Origin of the sequence: Streptomyces sp. NPDC127117 (genome assembly GCF_042677325.1) — a bacterium.
Taxonomy (GTDB): Bacteria; Actinomycetota; Actinomycetes; order Streptomycetales; family Streptomycetaceae; genus Streptomyces.
In genome coordinates this window covers 86,800-107,065 of sequence record NZ_JBHXTM010000016.1, presented here as the reverse complement: position 1 = coordinate 107,065, position 20,266 = coordinate 86,800, and the positions used below count along the sequence as shown (strand labels likewise).

Annotated in this window: 17 protein-coding genes; 5 read left to right on the top strand and 12 right to left on the bottom strand. The window is 69.8% G+C overall.

Translation table 11 applies throughout. From position 1 onward, the window contains the following. Window positions 1-314: 314 nt before the first annotated feature. The 8 genes from ACFVH0_RS16615 to ACFVH0_RS16580 form a co-directional block, all read right to left on the bottom strand. Window positions 315-989, bottom strand: coding sequence for an HAD family hydrolase (locus ACFVH0_RS16615; protein WP_385820748.1), 675 nt, complete (start codon window positions 987-989; stop codon window positions 315-317). An 84-nt stretch (window positions 990-1,073) separates the two neighbouring features. Beyond that, window positions 1,074-4,115 (bottom strand): alpha-mannosidase, encoded by a 3,042-nt coding sequence (locus ACFVH0_RS16610; protein WP_385820746.1) that lies wholly within the window; start codon window positions 4,113-4,115, stop codon window positions 1,074-1,076. A 344-nt stretch (window positions 4,116-4,459) separates the two neighbouring features. Then, window positions 4,460-4,777 (bottom strand): beta-galactosidase, encoded by a 318-nt coding sequence (locus ACFVH0_RS16605; RefSeq protein WP_385820744.1) that lies wholly within the window; start codon window positions 4,775-4,777, stop codon window positions 4,460-4,462. Window positions 4,778-4,816: 39 nt separating this feature from the next. Beyond that, entirely contained in the window at window positions 4,817-6,775 is a 1,959-nt protein-coding gene (locus ACFVH0_RS16600) for a glycoside hydrolase family 5 protein (protein WP_385820742.1), read from the bottom strand. 88 nt (window positions 6,776-6,863) lie between these two features. Beyond that, window positions 6,864-7,709 (bottom strand): carbohydrate ABC transporter permease, encoded by an 846-nt coding sequence (locus ACFVH0_RS16595; protein WP_385820740.1) that lies wholly within the window; start codon window positions 7,707-7,709, stop codon window positions 6,864-6,866. A 5-nt stretch (window positions 7,710-7,714) separates the two neighbouring features. Further along, complete coding sequence (locus ACFVH0_RS16590) at window positions 7,715-8,707, bottom strand: carbohydrate ABC transporter permease (RefSeq protein ID WP_385820738.1); 993 nt, start codon at window positions 8,705-8,707, stop codon at window positions 7,715-7,717. After that, window positions 8,704-9,978, bottom strand: coding sequence for an ABC transporter substrate-binding protein (locus ACFVH0_RS16585; protein WP_385820736.1), 1,275 nt, complete (start codon window positions 9,976-9,978; stop codon window positions 8,704-8,706). The genes ACFVH0_RS16590 and ACFVH0_RS16585 overlap by 4 nt, the downstream gene beginning before the upstream one ends. 141 nt (window positions 9,979-10,119) lie before the next feature. After that, window positions 10,120-11,277, bottom strand: coding sequence for an ROK family protein (locus ACFVH0_RS16580; protein ID WP_385820734.1), 1,158 nt, complete (start codon window positions 11,275-11,277; stop codon window positions 10,120-10,122). A gap of 156 nt (window positions 11,278-11,433) precedes the next feature. On the opposite strand from ACFVH0_RS16580, the gene ACFVH0_RS16575 reads away from it, so the two are divergent. The 4 genes from ACFVH0_RS16575 to ACFVH0_RS16560 all read left to right on the top strand — a co-directional run bounded on the left by ACFVH0_RS16575 (window position 11,434) and on the right by ACFVH0_RS16560 (window position 14,961). After that, window positions 11,434-13,551, top strand: a complete 2,118-nt coding sequence (locus ACFVH0_RS16575) for an alpha-galactosidase (RefSeq protein ID WP_385820732.1) — start codon at window positions 11,434-11,436, stop codon at window positions 13,549-13,551. 43 nt (window positions 13,552-13,594) lie between these two features. After that, the gene (locus tag ACFVH0_RS16570) at window positions 13,595-14,455 is read left to right on the top strand and encodes an alkaline phosphatase family protein (protein ID WP_385820730.1); all 861 of its coding nucleotides are present in this window, start codon (window positions 13,595-13,597) and stop codon (window positions 14,453-14,455) included. Window positions 14,456-14,545: 90 nt separating this feature from the next. Further along, complete coding sequence (locus tag ACFVH0_RS16565) at window positions 14,546-14,797, top strand: hypothetical protein (protein ID WP_385820728.1); 252 nt, start codon at window positions 14,546-14,548, stop codon at window positions 14,795-14,797. 2 nt (window positions 14,798-14,799) lie between these two features. Beyond that, window positions 14,800-14,961: a hypothetical protein gene (locus ACFVH0_RS16560; RefSeq protein ID WP_385820726.1), complete on the top strand. Its 162-nt coding sequence runs from the start codon at window positions 14,800-14,802 to the stop codon at window positions 14,959-14,961. 114 nt (window positions 14,962-15,075) lie between these two features. Here ACFVH0_RS16560 and ACFVH0_RS16555 read toward each other — a convergent pair whose 3' ends face one another. Further along, window positions 15,076-16,002 carry a LysR family transcriptional regulator gene (locus ACFVH0_RS16555; RefSeq protein WP_385820724.1) on the bottom strand — a complete coding sequence of 309 codons (927 nt, stop codon included), beginning with the start codon at window positions 16,000-16,002 and terminating at the stop codon, window positions 15,076-15,078. Window positions 16,003-16,207: 205 nt separating this feature from the next. Here ACFVH0_RS16555 and ACFVH0_RS16550 point away from each other — a divergent pair, with 205 nt between their 5' ends. After that, a complete protein-coding gene (locus ACFVH0_RS16550) occupies window positions 16,208-17,464 on the top strand; it encodes an FAD-dependent monooxygenase (protein ID WP_385820722.1) in 1,257 nt (418 codons plus the stop codon). Between the two features lie 242 nt (window positions 17,465-17,706). On the opposite strand, the gene ACFVH0_RS16545 is transcribed toward ACFVH0_RS16550, so the two are convergent. The 3 genes from ACFVH0_RS16545 to ACFVH0_RS16535 are packed head-to-tail and all read right to left on the bottom strand — an operon-like array spanning window position 17,707 to window position 20,224. After that, the gene (locus ACFVH0_RS16545) at window positions 17,707-18,303 is read right to left on the bottom strand and encodes a cysteine hydrolase (RefSeq protein ID WP_385820720.1); all 597 of its coding nucleotides are present in this window, start codon (window positions 18,301-18,303) and stop codon (window positions 17,707-17,709) included. A gap of 35 nt (window positions 18,304-18,338) precedes the next feature. Next, window positions 18,339-19,757 (bottom strand): MFS transporter, encoded by a 1,419-nt coding sequence (locus tag ACFVH0_RS16540; protein WP_385820718.1) that lies wholly within the window; start codon window positions 19,755-19,757, stop codon window positions 18,339-18,341. Further along, a complete protein-coding gene (locus ACFVH0_RS16535; RefSeq protein WP_385820716.1) occupies window positions 19,754-20,224 on the bottom strand; it encodes a MarR family winged helix-turn-helix transcriptional regulator in 471 nt (156 codons plus the stop codon). The genes ACFVH0_RS16540 and ACFVH0_RS16535 overlap by 4 nt, the downstream gene beginning before the upstream one ends. Window positions 20,225-20,266 lie beyond the last annotated feature (42 nt).

Here is a 20,266-nt window from a genome sequence, read left to right as displayed (position 1 = left end):
GTTCCTCCCGGCTCGAACCGGAGCGTGAGGACCAGTCTGCCCAACTCCTGCCCACTGGGCGGGCTGAAGTCGACAAGAGCGATGCAAATCCACTGCTCCCCCTCGCGTCACTGTGCCCGGCACCGGCGACAGCATGAGCCTCCAGCGCTACGGCGATGCTCCCCCGCCCGCCGCGTCCCGGCCGTCCAGGAAGGCGGCGAGGACGTCAGGCGGCAGGGCCTCGGCCTGGGTGGTACCCGACGTGTCCGCGCTGACGCCAGTCGCCGACCATGACAGGGCCAACCACAGCGACTGACTTGATCCACAGGTCTTGACTATTCCTCCGTCGGCGTCGTCGGCACGGTCAGCGTGGACAGCAATGCCAGGTCGGCCTGCTCAAGGCTGTCCAGCAGGGTGATCCGGTCGGCCTTGGCGATCGGCACTGTGGAGGGGACGGCCAGCACCGAGCAGCCGGCCGCGCGCGCGGAGGCGACACCGGTCGGAGTGTCCTCGACGGCCACGCAGGCCGCAGGGTCCAATCCGAGTCGATCGGCGGCGGCCAGGTAGGGGGCGGGGTCGGGCTTGGTGCGCTCGGTGTCCTCGGCGGCGAGAGTGACGGTGAACCGGTGATCGCCGAGGCTGCCGAGGACCAGGTCCACTACGCGGCGGGGGGAGGCCGAGACCAGCGCGGTAGGCACGGCGGCATCGCTCAGCTCGGCGAGCAGCGTCAGTGCGCCGGGGCGGGGGACGACCTCGGCGGCGACCTTGCCGCTGAACGTGTCGCTGAGGATCTCGGCCAAGGCGCTCGCGGTGAAGCTGGTCCGGGTGATGTGGCACAGGTGGGCGGCGGTGTGGTCGACGGCGCGGCCGAGCACCTCGGGCAGGTCCTCCTCGGTGAGGGTGTGGCCGAGGCGGGCGGCGAGATCGGCCGTGGTCCGGAGCCAGAGACGCTCGGTGTCGACCAGCGTGCCGTCCATGTCGAACAGGACAGCGGCGGGGGGTACAGACACGGCGGTCCTACCTTCTTCGGTCGTGGCTTGCTTGATCACTCATAAGGTCGGCGGCTCCGGGGTTCCGTTCCCGGAGAGCCTCGGTCAGTCACTCTTCCGGGGCCTCAGCCGGAGAGTGAGGATCTGGAACGGGCGCAGTGCCAGGTGCACCTTTCGGCCGTCCGCTCGTACGGCGTCCGTGTTCCTGCGGGGGTCCGGTTCGCGCTCCAGCAGATCGGTCTCGACTGCGGAGGCCAGAGGGAATCCGGCGGTCAGGACGGTTCGGGTGCGTCCCCCGTATGCCTCGTAGAGGCGTACGACGACGTCGCCGGAGCGATCGTCGGCGAGTTTGACCACTTCGATGACAACAGTCTCGTTGTCCGCGGTGACGAGCGGCTCGACCTCGGACGAGCCGGGGAGGCTGCGCTCGGGCTGATTGAACGCGTAGCCCTCGCGGACGGCGTCGGCGATGTCGGCGCCGATGACGAACCCGTATCGCAGGTGGTGGTGGCCCTGGTCGGCATCCGGGTCGGGGAAGCGGGGAGCGCGGAGCAGGGAGAGCCGGACGGTGGTGGTGGTGCCGCCGTCTGCGCGGACGTCCCGGGTGACCTCGTGCCCGTAGGTCGAGTCGTTGACCACGGCCGCGCCCCACCCCCGTTCGCCGAGGTGCAGGAAGCGGTGGGCGCAGATCTCGAACTTGGCGGCGTCCCAGCTGGTGTTGGTGTGGGTGGGGCGTCGGACGTGTCCGAAGGGGATCTCCGCGCTGGAGTGGTCGGCCCGCACGTCGAGCGGGAAGGATGCCTTGAGGAGCTTCTCCTTCTCGTGCCAGTCGATCTCGGTGTCGATGTCCAGACGCCGGGAGCCTTCGGACAGGGAGACCAGCTGTTCGATGCGGGAGTCACCGAAGGTCCGCACGATCCGGACACCGCCTTCCCGTGTCCCGACCGAGTCGGCGGCGAGGAGGTTGTGAACGGTGTTGCGGTAGAAAGCGTCGATGTCCCAGGCGTCGTACTCGTTGGGGAAGTCCTGGTGCAGCTGGAGCAGGTTGGCGGCGGCGCCGGGGGCGAGTGCTTCGCGATCGGCCGCGATGTCGTACGCCGAGGTCACCAGGCCCTGGGCATCGATCCGGACGCGGACCAGGCCGTTGTCCAGCACGAAACCGTCCCCGCAGGGGACCGGGGCGACGGGTCGGCCCGGCGGCCGGGTGCGGAGCGTGGCGCCGAGGGCGGGGACACCGGCGCGGGCGAACGGAGCGGCGTTGAAGACCACGGGCAGATCGCCCTCGCCGGCCAGGGCGCGCTGGGCGGCGTCCGTGATCGCGCGCAGCTCGGCGGTGACGGCGGCATAGGTCTGCTCCGCCTCCCGGTGAACCCAGGCGATGGAGGAGCCGGGCAGGATGTCGTGGAACTGGTGCAGCAGGACGGTCTTCCACAGCCGGTCCAGGGCCTGGTACGGGTACGCGAATCCGGTGCGCAAGGCGGCGGTCGCCGACCACAGCTCGGCCTCTCGCAGCAGGTGCTCGCTGCGCCGGTTGCCCTGCTTGGTCCTCAGCTGGCTGGTCAGTGTGCCGCGGTGGAACTCCAGGTACAGCTCCCCCTGCCACACCGGCGCGTCGGGGTAATCGGCGTGTGCCCGCTCGAAGAAGTCCGCGGGGCGCTCGATGACGACCCTGGCCGAGCCCTCCAGGTCGACGAGACGCTCGGCCCGGGCCAGCATCTCCCGGGTGGGGCCGCCGCCGCCGTCTCCGTAGCCGAACGGGAGCAGCGAGCTGTTGGCCGCCTCCTTGTCCTGGAAGTTGCCGACGGCATGGGCGAGTTCGGCGCCGGTGATCTCGGCGTTGTAGGTGTCGACCGGCGGGAAGTGGCTGAAGATCCTGGTGCCGTCGATGCCCTCCCACCAGAAGGTGTGGTGCGGGAACTTGTTGGTGGTGTTCCAGGAGATCTTCTGGGTGAGGAACCACCGGATTCCCGCCAGTTTCATCAGCTGCGGCATGGCCGCGTTGTACCCGAAGGTGTCGGGCAGCCACATCTCCTCGGTCTCGACGCCGAACTCGTCGAGGTAGAAGCGCTTCCCATGGATCAGCTGCCGGACGAGGGCCTCACCGCCGGTGATGTTGGTGTCGGGTTCCACCCACAGGCTGCCGACAGGCAGGAACTGCCCCTTCTCCGCCTTCTCCTGGACCCGGCCGTAGACCTCGGGGTGGTGTTCCTTGAGCCAGGCCAGCTGCTGGGCCTGGGACATGGCGAACAGGAAGCCCGGGTGTTCGTCCATGAGGTGGGTGACATTGGAGAGTGTCCTGGCGACCTTGCGGACGGTCTCGCGCAGCGGCCACAGCCAGGCGGTGTCGATGTGGGCGTGTCCGATGGCGGACATGCGGTGGGCGCTGGCGGCCGCGGGAGCGGCGAACGCCGGGCGCAGCACCTCGCGGGCGGCGGTGGCGCTGGACGCGATGTCCTGCAGGTCGACCGCGTCCAGGGCCCGCTCGATGGTGTGCAGGAGCTGCCAGCGGCGCGGGTCGGCCTCGGGCAGTTCGCGCATGAGCTCCCCGAGGACGTCCAGGTCCTGGGCGAGTTCCCATACCTGTGCGTCGAAGACCGCCAGCTCCAGTCGGAGCAGCTGGTACAGGGGCGCGCCCTCGGAGCCGGTTCCTGTCATCCAGGAGGGCTGGTCCCCGGTCCGGGACGGGATGTGGTCATCGTTCAGGTTGGGGTTGGCGGCGGCCTCGACGTAGTAGGTGAACTCCTCGCCGCCGACCGCCGGGTCGGCGACCGGGATGTAGGCGTTGCGGGGGTTGAGGGCCTTTACCACGCTGCCGTCCGCCCGGTGGACCAGGCCCTCGGCGGAGAAGCCTGCGCCGGTGACGTTGAAGCCGAGGTCGATGACCGCCTCGACCGACAGGCCGGCCCACTCCTGCGGAACTCTGCCGCTGATCCTGAACCAGCTCGTGGACCAGGGCGGCCCCCACCGGTGCCCGAGCGTCACGGGTTCGTACGGTGCTGCCAGGCCGTCGGCCACGGGGACCGGCTCGCCCTGCACGCTCCAGATCGCGATCTCGACCGGGGCGGTAAGGGCGTGGACCGCAGGCCGGATGCGCTGGTTCAGCACCCGGTCGAGCCGCTGCTCGGTGAGGCGTCGCTTGCTGTGCATGGAATCCTCTGTCGTCGGTGGAGGGCGGTGGTCTGTTGCGGTCGGCTCGCCGGCAGGAGCGGTGTGGGCACAGGGGCGTCAGACCGTCCACCACACGTGGCGTTCGCGTCCAGCTCGAAGCTCGCGCCGTGGGAGCCGTTGGTGGGGCAGACCGGGGAGCCGGCGGGGCAGCAGACGCCCGGGGCGGGGATGCGTACCGCCTCATCGGTGGTGTTCATCGTGCGGACGAAGCCCTGGCGGCGGAGGACGCGTACGCCCGCAGGGCGTGTCGGTCCATTCCGACGGCGTCCCCCGCGCCGAGCCCCGGGTGCGCCCGCCGTACCGCGAGAGCGCTGCGGTACGGCTCAGGCGGTCGAGTCCGGGTCGCCGGTCCGGGCTTCGACGCTGAGGGCTCCCCCGCCCCCGGGCTGCGGCGGCGAACTGCCGCCCGTACCGAAACCGCACGAGGAGACCTGCGTCCGGCCGGAACCCACCGGGATGGGGCGCGTGGAGGTTCCATGGGTCGTAGGTCTCCTCGTGTTCAGTCCCATCGGACGCGCTTTGCGAAGCCGGTCGGCCCACTGTTCCGGATGGATCCGGAAGCTGTGCAGCCCGCCGGAGATGATCCGCAGCGGTCGGTCATCGAGACGGAAGCCGTCCGCGGCGACCTCGACTCGTGGCATGGCCGTGGTCTCCTCGATGATGGAACTGATGGGGATGGGTCAGCTCAGCGGACGGCAGAGCAGTGCGTCGGGGACTCCGCCGTGGTTCCACTTCCAGGTGAAGGCGACGCCGGCGACGTACTCGTTGTCGGCGCACTGACCCTTGTAGTAGCCGGGAGCCCAGTCGCTTTCGACCGAGCCGCCGGTCGCCGGGCGGTTGTTGCCCTGGTCGAACCAGACGTTGCGGCCGTTCAGCGGCAGCGGTGCGGCGGACGGCGCGCAGAGCAGGCCGGCCATGGAGTTGCCGTTGACGCTGTAGCCGACGGCGAAGGTGTTGTCGGGGCACTGGAGTTTGTTGTAGCCCGAGGCCCAGTCGCCGTGGGTGACGTAGCGCTCGTCATGGACGGCCACCCAGTCGCCGGATCCCTTGGCGGGCTGGTTCGCGTCGGTGCACAGGCCGCGCTTGTCGCTGCGCCCGAGGCCGGTCAGACGCTGGCTGTCGGGGCAGTTGCCCTTGCGGTAGCCGGGGCTCCAGTCGCCCTGGGCGAGCATGCGGGAGGAGACGTTGTGGTCGCGGAAGTCGAGGTCGAGCATGTTCCAGTGGTTGACCTGTGCGACCGGGCCGGTCTTTCCCGGGGCGTTGACCAGTTTGTTCCAGTCGGCGGTCCGCCAGTCACCTGAGTCGCTGAGGCTCTGCCGTTTGCCGGCGGCGTCGTAGGAGATCAGGGCCCAGGTGTCCTGCGGCGCACCATTGGCACCGGTCCATCCGACCAGCGGCCAGATGGCGAAGTCGGTGTCGTTCTCGACCAGGATGTCGGTGAAGTTGCCGAACCAGGTCTTCTCCTTCGTGTCCTGCGACCCCCGGCCGCCGGCACCGAACTCGCTGATCCAGACGGGGGCGGTGAAGTGCTGGCCGGACTGGGTGACGAACAGGGCCTCGTCGTGTACCAGTTGCTTCAGCTTTTCGAGCGGGAAGTCCTCGTACGGCCAGTCGTTGGTGTGCCCCGGTCCGCTGTCGGCACCCGTGTAGTTCGGGCCGGTGTAGCCGTAGAAGTGCGCGGCGTAGACCAGCTTGCCCGAGGTGATCAGGGTGTTGGAGAGTTCACGGACCGGCGTCAGCATCGGCCTGCCGTAGTCCAGTCCGTCCAGCGGGATGCCGTACCAGTTGATGCCCTCCATGATGACCAGCATGTCGGGGTCGGCCTGCAGGATGCGGGTGCCCGCCAGCTCGAAGGCCGCGTAGGTGTCGTGGTCGTCACCCCAGCCCCAGTTCGGGTCGTCCCAGGTGTCGCGGCGGATCTCGTTGCGCAGGTCGGCGCCGACGACACGCTTGTTCGCCTTGTAGCGGTTGACCAGGAAGAGCCAGTCGTCCTGCCACTGCTGGGCGGACTGGCCGCTGTTCCAGCGTTCGTTTCCGTCCAGGCCGCAGCAGAAGCGGTAGGAGGTGGTGTGGTTGTTGAGGATGACCGCGAACCCCTCGGCGGTCAGGGCCGCCACCACCGCGTCGAACACCTGCAGCGGGGTCTTGCCCTTCAGCTGCGGGTTGGCCGCGACCGCGGAGTCCGGTACCACCGTGGTGTCGCGCATCATCGCGTTGGCGAACGGCAGCCGGATGCTGTTCAGACCGAGCTCGTGGAAGTCGGCCATGATCTGTGTCATCGGCGCACGGTCCAGGCCCAACGGAAGGTTGTGCGACATCTGGTCCGCTTGGTGGTTCGCGGGGTCGTTGACGTCGCCGCTGCCTTCCCAGGTGCCCTGGGCACCGGCCCAGTTGCCGGCCTTCAGCTTGAAGCGGTTGCCGTTGGCATCGACGATGTACCGCCCGCGGGTACTCAGCGGCGCCGTCCAGGAGGCTGCCAACTGCGGTCCGGTCATGGGAGCGGCGGTGTCGGTGGCGCTGGGGGGCGCTGCGACGGAGCCGGTGGTTCCCGCGAGGACGAGGGTGACCGCGGCAGCCGTGGCGGGCAGGATTCGGGAGAAGAATCTCCTGACGGCGGGAGCCGACCTGTCGGATCTCATGATTGTCCCCTCCAAGGGTGGGGTGGGTTGTGGGGGTTGGATCTTCAGGTGGTGCGGCCCGGACCGGTGGTCCGGAGTCAGGTGCGGCTCAGCCCTTGAGGCCGCTGGTGGCGATGCCTTCGACGATGTAGCGCTGGGCGACCAGGAACATGGCCACCAGTGGGGCGATGGTCACGACGGCTCCGGCGAACAGGCCGGGCAGGTTGATGTTCTGTGAGGTGAGGAACGTCGACAGGGCGATCTGGGCCGTCCACGCGGACGGGTCCTGGCCGATGACCAGCGGCCACAGGAATGCGTTCCAGCTGTCGATGAAGGCGAGCGCGCCGAGCGAGGCGAGCATCGCTCCGGACGACGGCAACGCGATCCGGCGGTAGAGGCCGAGCCAGCCGAGCCCGTCCAGGCGTCCGGCCTCCTCGATCTCGCTGGGGAACTGGAGGTAGAAGTTACGGAAGAGGAGAACGGCGAAGGGGTTGAACAGCCCGGGTGCGATGATTCCCCACAACGTGTTGACTCCGCCCATGGAGCCCACGACGACGAAGGTGGGAACGAACGTCGCCGAGCCGGGGATCATCAGCGTGGCCACGACCAGGGCGAGCAAGACGCCGCGTCCGGGTACCGGGATGCGCGCGAGGGCGTATCCGGCGGCCGAGGCGAGGAGCGTCGACACCGGGGCGGTGATCGCGGCGATCAGCAACGAGTTGCCGAGGGCCTGGCCCAGGTTCAGGGTGGGGTCGCTGAAGAGCGCGCTGAAGTTCTCCCAGTGCATCGTCGACGGCCACCAGGTCCAGTCCGGTGACGTCAGGCCCTGCGTGTCCATCAGCGCGTTGCGCAGCATCAGGTAGAAGGGCGCCAGGAACACCACCGTCAGCAGGCCCGCCAGCAGGCCGCGCACGGACCGGCGTACTACCCGAGGCAGTTGTCGTGTTGTTGTCATGCTGCTCACTGCTCCCCCTTGCCGAAGCCGGTGAGCCGCCCCTGGATCAGGGTCACACCGACGATGAGGGCGGTGAGTACGAAGGCTCCGGCCGATCCGAGGCCGTAGTTCTGGGAGCCCATCGCGGTGTCGTAGAGGTAGCCCAGGGGGGTTCGGATCGGGGCCGCGGCCGATCCGGACAGCCCGCTGTTGAACAGGTTGTAGAACTCGTCGAACGCCTGGAAGGCGGCGATGAACTGCAGCATCAGAACAGCCACCGAGGTGTTGCGCAGCATCGGCAGGGTGATCCTGCGCAGCAGACGCAGGCCGGTGGCGCCGTCGAGGGCGGCGGCCTCGTACATCTCCTTGGGGATGGCCTGGAGCCCGGCGAGGAAGAGCACCATGTAGAAGCCGACCTGGAGCCAGAGGCGGAGGCTGATGAGGACGACCCAGTACAGCGGCGGCGAGGTGGTCTGCAGCCACGGGACGGCATCCATGCCGAACCATCCGCCGATCGTGTTGGCGATGCCGCTCGGCAGCCCGTTGAACAAGCTCATCTTCCACAGCAGGGAGGCTGCGACGTAGGAGACGGCGGCCGGGATCAGGAAGGCGGTGCGCAGCACGGCCCGGCCGCGCCGGATCCGGTGCACCAGCAGTGCCAGCCACAGCGAGGCGGCGAACGTCACCGGCACGATGAACACCGTGAACAGCAGGATCTGGCCGAGCGACTTGCGGAACACCGCATCGGAGAGCAGCGCCTGGTAGTTGTCCAGGCCGACCCAGTGCCCCAGGGCGATACTGCCGCGGGCCTCACTGAGGCTGAGCAGGAAACTCCAGCCGATGGCTACGTACTTGAAGACGCCCAGGCCGATCAGCAGGGGCCCGGCGAGCAGTGCGAACGCTCCCCAGGCACGCCGGTCCGGGCGGGAACGGCGGACGAGGGCGGTGCCCCGCGGCTTGGCCTCGGGGCACCCGACACGCTCGTGGTGAAGCGTGGGTGGAGGTGCGGACTTCATCATGCGCGCTGCTTGTCGATCTCGCCCTGGGCCTTCTTGGCCGCGTCGGCCAGGAGCCGCTCCGCATCGCCCTTCCCGCTGACGATCTTCGCCGCGGCTGCGGTGAAGAGGGAACTCACAGCAGTGTTCCAGGTGCTGGGGTTGTTCCTGCCGTACTTGGCGGCCAGCTCGACGGTCTCCTTGGCGGGCCCCTGGGTGAGCTTTTCGGCGGTGGCGGCGACGGAGGTGCGCGGCGGGATGTGGAGGCCGTAGCTCTGCGACCAGTCCGCCTGGAGGTCGGTCTGCTGGATCCAGAGCCACTGGACGAACTTCTTGGCCGCCTCCACGTTCTTGCCCTTGGCGTTGACGCAGGTGCTCCAGCCGCCGACGCGCACCACGGGCTTGCCGCCGGGCTTGAAGGCGGGCCACGGCAGGACGCCGAAGTCGTCGCCGAGCGCGGTCTTGATGGCGGGCATCGACCAGAGGCCGCCCCACTGCATCGGGACGGCGTTCTGGGTGAGGGCGGCGGGATCCCACCAGTCGGTCGTGAAGCCGAGCAGCAGGGACCGGTCGTCGTGAAGGCGCTTGAGCCCGGCCACGGCCTCGGCGGCCTGGGGGGATCCGAAGCCGGCCTTGCCGTCCTCGGTGACGAGATCGCCGCCGTTGGAGAACACGGACAGGATGGCGCTGTCGCCCAGGCCGTCCTGGCCGACGAACAGCCCCTTGGTCTTCTTGGAGCTCAGGGCCTTGGCCGCGTCGGCGAGCGCGTCGAAGCTGTCGGGCGGGGTGATGCCGGCCTTGGAAAGCACGCTCTTGCGGAAGTAGAGCATCATGACGTCGTCGAGCGTCTTGACGCCGTAGAGCTTGCCGTCGACGGTCACCATCTCGCGGGCGCCCGGGTTGAAGTCGGACTTGGCGCTGCCGTAGATGTCGTCCAGTGGGGCTATCTGGCCCTGCCGGGCGAAGCTCTCGCTGAAGTCGCCTATCTCGAAGACGTCCGGGGCAGCGTCGGTGAGCAGGGTCGCGTAGAGCTTGCCGGAGTAGTCGCCGGGGGTCCAGGTGACCTTGACCGCGATGTCTGGGTTTGCCTTGGTGAACGCGGTGGCATAGCGGGTCAGGGCCTGCTGGGTGCCGGCCTCGCCGTAGGCGTGGGACCAGACGTTCAGGGTGGTCTTCGCCCCGGCGGAGCCACCGCCGGCCGGGTCGGTACTGCAGCCGACCGCCGCTCCCGCGACGAACAGGATGGATCCGCCGAGGAAGCCTCTGCGGCTAAGCTTGGAGCTCCGTGCGCTCACTTCGCGTCCTTCAGATTCAGAGGGTTGGGTGTACGTGTTGTTGCCCGGCGCAGCCGGTGTCCGGCATTCACAGTTGGCAGACGGTGATGGACATCGGTTGCGCCGGAAGCATGGGCCGGCGAACAGGATGGTGACGCTCGCTCAGGGGAAGAGGGCCTGGATGCCGACGACGGCGGCGCCGCGGGCCCACTCCTCCCAGGGGAGCGGACGCAGGGTCAGCGGGCATTTCGCCGCCGCTTTGAAGCAGTGCGCTTCATAGGCGTCCCGGATGTGCATTCCGAAAAGGTCGTAGGTGTCGAGCCCTTCGCCTGTGACGACGACGCGCTCGGGACCTACGAGGTTCACAAGGGTGGCAATGCCGACGCCGATGGCATGGCCCGCCCTCGCGAAGGCGCTCCGCGCGGCGGGGTCTCCACCGCGGGCGATCTCGACGGCGCCGTCGAAGTCCAGGTCCGGATCGTCGGTGGCGCGGCGGATGGCGGCCAGGACGGCATCGCTGGAGGCGATGGCCTCGACGCAGCCGGTCTGGCCGCAGTGGCATCGTGGCCCTGTCGGGTCGATGCTGATGTGTCCCATCTCTCCGGCGACGCCGTACGCGCCGGCGACCAGCTCACCATTGATGACGATCCCGGAACCGATCCCCGCTCCGATGGTGACCAGCGCGAAGTACTCGGTGCCGATGCCCTCGCCGAACCAGTGCTCGGCGGCGGTGATGGCCTTGACGTCGTTCTCCACGGTGACGGTCAGGCCGGTCGCCGCAGCGACGGTCTCGGCCAGCGGCACGTCGCGCCAGTTGGGGAGCACGGAGTAGCGGACACGCCCGCAGGGGCGGTCCACGTCGCCGGAGACCGCGATGCCCAGGTGCCGGGTGCGGGCCCGGTACTCGGGTTTCGCGTCGAGGAGTTCGGCGACGAGTTCGGCCAGCAGCCCGCACACGGCGGCCGGGTCGCGGTCGCCCAACGGTCGGCTGGCGGTGGTGCGCATGTTGGCCCGCAGGTCGCAGACCGCACCGAAGAGGGTGTCAGCACTGATCTTCACACCTACGACGAACTCCCGGTCGGGAGTGACGGCCAGCGGATTCACGGGGCGTCCGGCCCCTGGAGCGGTGCGCTCCGGGGGAAGTTCGTGCAGGTAGCCGTCGTCGATGAGTGGTCGCGCGGCCTTGGTCACAGCGGTCGAGGACAGACCCGTCCGGCGGGCCAGCTCCACCCGGCTGAGCGGGCTTTCGGCCAACAGCAGGGCAAGGATGGCGGTTTCGGCCGGCGCGGTGACCAGTGGCTGCGAGTGGTTTGGAAACACGGCGGCAACCTACCGGTAAATAAATAACTTCGTCCAGTATTGATTTTCTCGTTCGAGCGGTCCTACGCTCTGGCCCAACTCCGGTCACTGCACGCGCCGTTCGGCGCTTCCGTCCAACCGGACCTCACCGATGCTCGACACCCCTCGGGACCTCCTGTGCCTCCCACGCCCTCATCCGTTTCCTTCGACCCCACCCTCGGGCTGGCGGTCCTGCGGACCCCGAACAGCGTCTACGCCGTACGCATCGGCGCCGACGGCAGCCCCCGGCATCTGCACTGGGGGGAAGTGCTCGACACCGACGCCCTCTGTGGACTGCCCGCGGCCACGTCACCTGCCGCGAGCAGCTTCGAGTCAGACCCCGCCCCGGACGAATTGGCCCCGCAGACCGGTGCGCGGTTCGGGCCGGCCGGCCTCCAGGTGCGGTTCGCCGACGGCACTCGCGGCGCCCAGTGGTCCTTCACCGGGCACACGGTCCGGGACGGGGAGCTTCGCCTGCAACTGGCCGACCGCCATTACCCGCTGGCCGCTGAACTGGGCTACCGCGTCCGCCCCGGCAGTGACGTCATCGAGCGCTGGGTGGAACTCACCCACACCGGAGCCGACGATTCGGGCCACATCACCGTCGACCGGCTGGACTCGGCCTCCTGGACGGTACCGGCACTGCCCGACTACCGGCTCAACCACCTCGTGGGCGGCTGGAACAGTGAGTTCCAGCTGCAGCGCGACCGGCTCCCGGTCGCCGAGACCGTGCTCACCAGCCGCCGCGGCGTCACCAGCCACCACTCCAGCCCCTGGCTCGCCCTCGACGACGGCACCGCCGACGAGGAGCACGGCGAGGTCTGGGGCACCGCCCTGGCCTGGAGCGGAAGCTGGCGCATCACCGTGCACCGCGACCCGGTCGGCCGGACCACCTGGACCGGCGGCTTCGGCCACGAGGGACTCAGCTGGACCCTCCAGCCCGGTCAGAGCCTGCGCACACCCGTCTTTGCCGGCCTCTACACCACCGGCGGCTTCGGCGCCGCCAGCCGCGCCTGGCACACCCACATCCGTACCAGCGTCCTGCCCGCCCCCGACCGGGACCGGCCCGTCGTCTACAACTCGTGGGAAGCCACCGGCTTCGACGTCGGCCAACCCGGCCAGCTACGCCTGGCCCGGCTGGCCGCACGTCTGGGCGCCGAACTCTTCGTGCTGGACGACGGATGGTTCGGCGGCCGTACCAGCGACCGGGCGGGTCTCGGCGACTGGACACCCCGGCCCGACGCGTTCCCCGACGGGCTGCGCCCACTGGCCGACGAAGTGCACCGCCTGGGCATGGACTTCGGACTGTGGGTGGAGCCGGAAATGGTCAACCGCGACAGCGACCTCTACCGTGCCCATCCCGACTGGGTCATCCACGCAGCGACTCGGGACGCCACCGAGCTTCGCAACCAGCTCATGCTGAACTTCGCCCGTCCTGACGTCGAAGCCTGGGCCCACCGGACCCTGGACCAGCTGGTGCGCGACCACGACATCGACTGGCTCAAGTGGGATGCCAACCGGGCCGTCACCGAGGCCGGTTGGGCCGGCCACCCGGACCCCGACCGGCTGTGGATCGACCACACCCATGCCGTCCACCGCGTCATGGACCGTCTCCGCGCCGACCACCCCGGCCTTCGCATCGAGGCCTGCGCGGGCGGCGGCGGGCGGGCCGACCTCGGCATCCTGGCCCGCACCGACCAGGCCTGGACTTCCGACAACACCGACCCCGTCGACCGGATCAGCATCCAGCACGGCTTCAGCCAGCTCTTCCCCGCCCAGGCCATGGCCGCCTGGGTGACCGACAACCCCAACGTCACCACCGGCCGTACCACCCCTCTCCGGTTCCGCTTCCATGTCGCCATGGCCGGAGCTCTCGGCCTCGGCGGAGACCTCACCTCCTGGTCCGAGGAGGAGATCGACGAGGCCACCGCGCTCGTCGTCCGCTACAAGCAGATCCGCCCCCTGGTCCAGCACGGCCGCCAGCACCGCCTCCACGGCACGGCCGGAGTGACAGCCGTGCACTACGCGTCCCAGGACGACACCGAACATGCCGTCCTTGCCTGGCGCCCCACCACTCGCTTCGGCCACCAGCCCCCCGCGCTCGCCCTGCCGGCCCTCGACCCCGCGGCCCGCTATCTCGACATCGACGAGGGCATCGTGCACAGCGGTGCCGTCCTGACCCGGCTGGGCATCGGCCTGCGGCTGCCCGCCGGCGACTACGCCAGCCGCTTGATCCGGCTGCGCCGCACCGTCTGACCCCCGCCCCTTCTCTGCCCGATTCCACGAAGGAACCGTGAACATGCCCACACCCCGCGTCCTGGTCGTCGGAATCGACGGCGTCCGCCTCGATCTGCTGCCGATGCTGGAAACGCCCAACCTCGACGAACTCGCAAACACCGGCGTCCTCGCGCCTGTCCACATCGACGACAGCACACCGACCATGTCGGGCCCCTGCTGGACCACCATCGTCACCGGCGTCGGCGTGGCCAAGCACGGAGTCTGGGGAAACAACTTCTCCGGAAACCGGCTCGGGGTGTTCCCCGACTTCACCACCCGCCTGGCCGCCGAGCAGGGGCGGCGAACCTTCGCGGCCGGCGGTTGGGAACCCCTGTTCCTGGCCCGGCAGGGCGGCCCCGTCTTCGCAGCCCCGAGCAGACTCGCCTACATCGCCCCGCGCGAGGACACCCCGCAGGGCTGGGAGGAGTGCGACCAGAGCGTGACCGATGAAGCCGTGAGGGTTCTCAGCTCCGGCGAAGACCTGGACGCCTCCTTCGTCTATCTCGGCGCCGTCGACGAGACCGCCCACTTCCTCGGCTGCGGCCCCGAGTACCGGCACGCGATCGAGACAGCCGACCGACGACTCGGACAGCTCCTCACCGCCGTACGCGAACGTCCCGAAGCCCGGTCCGAGGAGTGGACCGTCATCGCGGTGACCGACCACGGCCACCGCGACGAAGGCGGCCACGGCGGGCGCAGTACGTCGGAGCGCACCGCCTGGATCGCCGCGAACGGCCCCGGCATCGCCCCCTCCACCGCACCGGACAGCCTCCGCCACGCCGATGTCGCCGCCCACGTCTACGCCGCTCTGGGTATCGCGCCCGACCCGCACTGGACGCTCGACGGACGGCCCTTCCACTCCCTCACACCACAGACCGCCTGACGCCGACAGGAAATCGCCGGTCGGAGACCGCAAGGCACGGCGGCCAACCACAAGGACTCCCCGCTCACGTCCCGCAGAGAGGTCCCCTCCGTGGATACCACGTCCCTCGGCTCCATCGGCTTGGCCGCCTTCCTCTCCAAGCGCCTGACCGGGCTCTCCGTCACCTACCCGACAGCCGCGCCGGACGCACACCCGCTCGCGGGAACCCGCGCCCCCGACCTGAGCTTCGAAGGATCCCCGGCCGGCCTGTTCGGCCGGCTCCACGCGGACGCCTGCCTGCTGCTCGACCTCACCGGCGAGGCCGGCGGCGCGCTCTTCCCCCCCTCACGCAGGAGGGCCTGACGGTGCACCGCGCCGCGCTCGCGGCACCGCCCCCGGCCTGGGCGAAGGTGCGCGCCGCACTTGTACGTCCCGACGGCCACATCGCCTGGGCGACGGAGAGCACCGACGACGCGACCCTGACAGCCGCGGCCGGCACGGCCCTGGCGATCACACACCGCACATGACCGGCCGCCGCGCCGACGCGGGCGCGGCGCACGCTCCACACAGAAGCGGAACGCTCCGCAGAGCAGCCGGACCACTCCGGCGCGGACGGAGCCCGTGGCCCGCTCCACCGGTGCTCATCCACCCACGGCGGCCCCGGCGGCGGGCCCGTCATGCGTCGGCCGGTCGGACAGCTCCGTCCACAGGTCGAGAAAGGCCCGCAGCGGCGCGCTCGGCCGGGTGCCCGGTCGCCAGACGAACACCTTCCGCAACCGGATGTCCGGCTCCAGCGTCACGACGACGAACCGCGGGTCAGCGGAAAGTACCGGACTCGCATGGGAGGTCAGGGCGATCCCGATCCGCTCCGCGACCAACGCGACCTGGAGAGCAACGTCGTTCGTCGCATAGGCGATGTCCAGCCGCAGCCCCTTCGCGGCGAATGCCTCACGGACGAACGCATGCACCCCGCTGTCGGGGCCGTAGCTGATGACCGGGCTCCGAACCACCTCGTCAAGAGGCATCGGCCGGTTCGCGGCCCGGCTTCCGGCGGGGAGCACCGCGACGATCCGGTCCTCCAGAAGCACCCGCGACGCGACGGCGGCGAGCGCGCCCTCAGGCGGCCCCGCGACCACGGCCGCGTCGATCTCCCCATTACGGACCTTCGCCAGCAGAGACGGGCTCGACGCCCCGGTGAGACTCACCGCGACCCCCGGGTACCGGCGGTGATACTCCCCCAGCAGCCGGGGGATACGGGTGCCTTCCAGGCCGCCGACGGTGCCCAGCGCGAACGAGCCGCCGAGCAGACCGGAACGGTCGGCGAACTCCAGGACGGCCGCCGCGGCGGCCGCCAGGCAGGCGCGGGCGTGCGGCAGCAGGGCGGCGCCGCCGGAGGTGAGGACCACCTGTCGGGGCAGCCGTTCGAACAGTGCCTCTCCCAGCTCCTTCTCCAGGGCCTGGATCTGCTGGCTGATCGCGGGCTGAACGACATGGCAGCGGGCCGCCGCCTTGGTGAACGACCGCTCCTCCGCCACCGCGATGAAGTACTCAAGCGTCCGGAGCTCCATGGCCGACAAACTATCAACTCCTGTGCTGACAGCCCGGGTTGTTGCCGCAGGTCCAAGGGCTGTCCCGTGCGGCGGGCCCGGTGCGATCAGTTGCCGTGACGGCGTCCATCACCGCTGTGTATTGGACATACGCAGCGGGTACCCCGAGGCTGGTGGCCGAGCGTCGGCCGGCCCGGTGGCCCAGGCGAAGGGCAGGGACAGACCGATGAGAGTGACCGTCGTCGGCGGAGGCATCGCCGGGCTGACCTGCGCGCTGAGCCTGCACGCCGCCGGTTTCGAGCCACAGGTGCACGAAGCGGCGCGCGCGGTCGAGGCGGTCGGTGTGGGGATCAACCTGTTGCCGCACGCTGTCCGGGAGCTGTCCGAACTCGGGCTGGCCGGTGAGCTGGAATCCGTAGCGCTGTCGCCTCGTCGGCTGAGCTACCGCGACCGGTCGGGCGAAGTGGTCTGGGAGGAGCCGCTGGGACTCGCGGCCGGATACCGCTGGCCGCAGCATTCCGTCCACCGGGGGCGTCTGCAGATGCTGCTGCTCGCGGCGGTGCGCGAGCGGCTGGGGCCGGACGCGGTCCGTACCGGCCTGCTGTTCCAGCGATTCGAGCAGACCGCGGGTGACGTCCGCGCCCACTTCATCGACCGGTCGAGCGGATCGCCCTGGGCCGCTGACGCCGACGTGCTGGTGGGGGCCGACGGCATCGGCTCCGCGGTCCGCGCCCAGCTCCACCCGGCCGAGAGCGCCCCGCAGTGGAACGGCGTCCACATGTGGCGCGGTGTCGCGCGCCACCCGCACGTCCTCGACGGCCGTTCGATCGTCGTTGCCGGGGGCGCCCCCGGCAACAAGTTCGTCGCCTACCCCATCGAGAACCCCGCGGACGCGGACGGCGAAGCCCTGGTGAACTGGGTGCTGGAGGTCCGGCACGGGGCGTCCGCCCCGCCTCCGGACGGCCCCGGCCGTCGCATCACGGCGGCACAGGCGCGCGCCGGGCTGTCGTCCTGGAACCTGCCGTGGATCGACCTCCCGATGCTCGCCGAGCGCTCCTCAGCGATCTACGAGTACCCGATGCTCGACCGCGACCCGTTGCCGCGCTGGAGCTTCGGGCGGGTCACCCTGCTCGGCGATGCCGCACACCCGATGTTCCCCATGGGAATGAACGGGGGTTCGCAGTCCGTCGTCGACGCCCGTGTACTGGCCTGGTGCCTGGCCCGGGGGAATGACCCCGCCGCTGCGCTGCGCCGCTACGACCGGATGCGCCGGCCGGCCGTCAACGCTGTTGTGCTGGCCAACCGGGCCCTGGGACCGGAAGAGATCATCGCGCGAGCCGCGGACCACGGCGGGGCGCTGCCCGCCGGGCAGGCCGAGAAGATCGCGGACCACTACAGACGGCTGACCCGGGCCACTGTGGGCCAGGTCAACACCCATGCGTCCTGGACGGTCCCACTGTCTGCCGCAGACCCGGCACGCTGAGGACCGGAAACCCGGCGCCGAGGACCGGCCATCCACCGTCCGCCGCCCAGGAGCGGCCGACGGCCTCGCGAGGAATGCCCGCGGCGAATACGTCGCGACCGCCACCGCCCTCTGTCGAGCAGAAGACACGGCCACACAGTTCCGCGTGCCGCCCTGTGTGCTCTTCGTCCCCTCGCACGGCCTGTACGGAAAGACGCCGGGCAGGCACCGCGCCTGTCCCCCAAGAACCGGAGACCCCGTTGTCAGGTCGTGTGCAGTAGTTCGTGCAGCCCGGCGGTGTCGATGACGTGTGCGCGGGTCGGGAACACCTTGTGGACCAGGACCTGGTGGATTTCGGGGTCGCGGTCGGCGACTCCGTCGGACAGGACGTAGACGAGGTAGTCGCGGTCGGCGACATCGATGAGGGTCGACAGGACGACGCCGCTGGTGCTGATTCCGGTGAGGATCAGGGTGTCGATGCCCCTGCCGGCCAGTTGTTCGTGCAGGTCCGTGGTCGAGGTGGCGCCGTAGCGGATCTTGCGGACGATGATGTCGCCGTCCTGCGGGGCGATGTCCTCGTGTATCTGCGTAGCGTCGTGTTCGTGGTGCATGGCCTTCGCGGCCGCGACCGCGCTGAAGGACTTGTTGCGGTCGGGAACGGCCTCCCAGTCGTCCGGCGTGAAGGCGACGCGGACATGGCCGATGGTGCCGCCGGCGGCACGGACGGCGGCGATTGCGTCCTTCACCCGCGCGAGAAGCACGTCGGGTCGGGGTGCGAGCGGGACGATGCCGTTCTGGAAGTCCATGGCCAGCAGCGCGGTCCGCTCGGGTACGAGGGCGGGGGTGGTGGGGGTGGTCATGCGGTGTCTCTCCTTGAGGGATGGTGCGGTGGGGTTCAGGGGGCCGTACTGCGGTGGCGCATCAGACCGCGGTCCAGGACGGTCAGCAGCAGGACCGCGAGCCCCGCCGCGACGAGCACGATGCCGAGGCTGTGCAGACCGTGGTCGTCGGCGCCGTCGCGGAAGACGATGCCGCCGATCACGGACGAGGTGATGGTGCCGAGGTAGCCGAAGGTCCGGAACAGGCCGGAGGCCGTGCCGATCCGGTCGGCCGGTGCCGCCTGGTAGAGGGCGGTCTGATTGCCGACGGTGGTCGTGGCGGTCGCGACTCCGAAGACCAGCGAGACGAGCACGAGTGCGATCACCGGGCTGCCGGAGTCGAGGAGCATGATGCCGATCGAACCGAGCAGCATGCTCAGCGCGGAAGCGATCACCGGGCCGCGTACGAGGTTGCGCCTTGCCAGGGGCCGGGAGAGCAGTGCGGAGACGGCACCCATCGGCAGAAGCATCAGGCCGGTCCGAACCGTGGAAAGACCGTAGGCGGCCTCCATCCACTGGGTCAGGCCGAACATCACCGAGTAGACGCCGAGCAAAGTCAGCGCCTGACGCAGATAGGTGCGGGTCAGAGCGCCGTTCGAGGCCAGGCCGCGCAGGTCGAAGAATGGCTCGCTCCGGCGCAGCTCCCACCAGACGGTCGGGGCCGAGGCCGCAACGAAGACGGCAAGGGCGGTCCACCTGATGTGGGGCAGAGCCGTGAGAAGAACGACCAGGGAAGTCATCGAGCTCGCGAAGCCTATGATGCCGAGCAGGTCGATCCTCGCCGCGATCCGGCGGAACGCTCTGTCCGTGGAATCGAGCGGCGGATCCTTGGGCAGCCGTAGGGCCATCAGCAGCGCGATCGCCGTGATCGGGATGTTGATGAGGAAGGCCCAGCGCCAGCCCGCCGCTCCCACCAGGAGACCGCCGATGGGCGGGCCGATTGCGGCGGTGGCCATACCTGCGACGGCGAGTCCGCCGAGCACTCCGCCCGGTGGTCCGTCCAGTCCGGCCTGCTCGGCGCGGCGTCGGATCATGACCATGGCGCAGGGGAAACCCGCCGAGGTGCCGAGCCCGATGAGGACCCGAGCGACGGTCAGCACCGCGAGGTTCTGGCCGAGGCCGCCGACAACACCGCCGAGCAGCACCAGCACGATGCCGGAGACGAAGACACGGCGGGCACCGATGACCTCGGCGAGTTTGCCGGCTGTCGGCTGGGCGACGGCGCTGGCGAGATAGAGGGAGGAGACCAGGACGGCGGTGGCGCCCACCGTGACGTTCAGCTGGGTCGCGATGGGGACCAGCGCGGTAGCGATGATGGAGCTGTTGACCGGGTTGAGGCTGGAGCCCACGTACAGCGGTGTGGTGAAGGTCCAGGCGAAGGTCTTGCGGGTGAGGCCGCGCGGTGCGGATTCGGTCTTGACGGTGTCTGTCGTCACAGCACGGCCTCGTCCCGGCCGACGTCGGCGAGCCGCTCGATCAGCTCGATCGCCTTGTGCAGGTCTTCGCGCTCCTGCGGAGCGACAACCTGATCGATGGCGCGCGCCAGGAAGGTCGCGCGGCCCATGAGCAGTTTGTCGATCAACTCCGTCGCGGACGGGTCTGCGCTCATCAGCTTCTTGCGGCCGTCCTTCGGATCCGGCTCGCTGTGTACCAGCCCCGCGGCCTTCAGCACAGCCAGGCTCTGGGCGATGGCCTGGGCGCTGACGTGCTCGACCGCGGCGAGCCGGGCCGCCGTGATCGGGCCCGCGCGCACCACACTCGCCAGAACGCCGAGCTGTGTGGCACTCAGCCCGGTCGCATGCTGACCCGATTCCGTGCGCATCCGCGCCCGAAGGCGCGTGATCGCGTCATTGAGGCGCTGCGCGGTTGCGGTGGACTGATTCGGCTCGGGGTTCTCGGTCATACCCCCAGCCTAAAACTACACAAGTCACTTCAGCAAGTTACT

What these genes read in the sequence shown, in the direction of transcription:
- ACFVH0_RS16610 (WP_385820746.1), bottom strand. Translation starts at nt 4,115, where the DNA reads ATGCACAGCAAGCGACGCCTCACCGAGCAGCGGCTCGACCGGGTGCTG.
- ACFVH0_RS16605 (WP_385820744.1), bottom strand. Translation starts at nt 4,777, where the DNA reads ATGCCACGAGTCGAGGTCGCCGCGGACGGCTTCCGTCTCGATGACCGA.
- ACFVH0_RS16600 (WP_385820742.1), bottom strand. Translation starts at nt 6,775, where the DNA reads ATGAGATCCGACAGGTCGGCTCCCGCCGTCAGGAGATTCTTCTCCCGA.
- ACFVH0_RS16595 (WP_385820740.1), bottom strand. Translation starts at nt 7,709, where the DNA reads ATGACAACAACACGACAACTGCCTCGGGTAGTACGCCGGTCCGTGCGC.
- ACFVH0_RS16590 (WP_385820738.1), bottom strand. Translation starts at nt 8,707, where the DNA reads ATGATGAAGTCCGCACCTCCACCCACGCTTCACCACGAGCGTGTCGGG.
- ACFVH0_RS16570 (WP_385820730.1), top strand. Translation starts at nt 13,595, where the DNA reads ATGCCCACACCCCGCGTCCTGGTCGTCGGAATCGACGGCGTCCGCCTC.
- ACFVH0_RS16555 (WP_385820724.1), bottom strand. Translation starts at nt 16,002, where the DNA reads ATGGAGCTCCGGACGCTTGAGTACTTCATCGCGGTGGCGGAGGAGCGG.
- ACFVH0_RS16550 (WP_385820722.1), top strand. Translation starts at nt 16,208, where the DNA reads ATGAGAGTGACCGTCGTCGGCGGAGGCATCGCCGGGCTGACCTGCGCG.
- ACFVH0_RS16545 (WP_385820720.1), bottom strand. Translation starts at nt 18,303, where the DNA reads ATGACCACCCCCACCACCCCCGCCCTCGTACCCGAGCGGACCGCGCTG.
- ACFVH0_RS16535 (WP_385820716.1), bottom strand. Translation starts at nt 20,224, where the DNA reads ATGACCGAGAACCCCGAGCCGAATCAGTCCACCGCAACCGCGCAGCGC.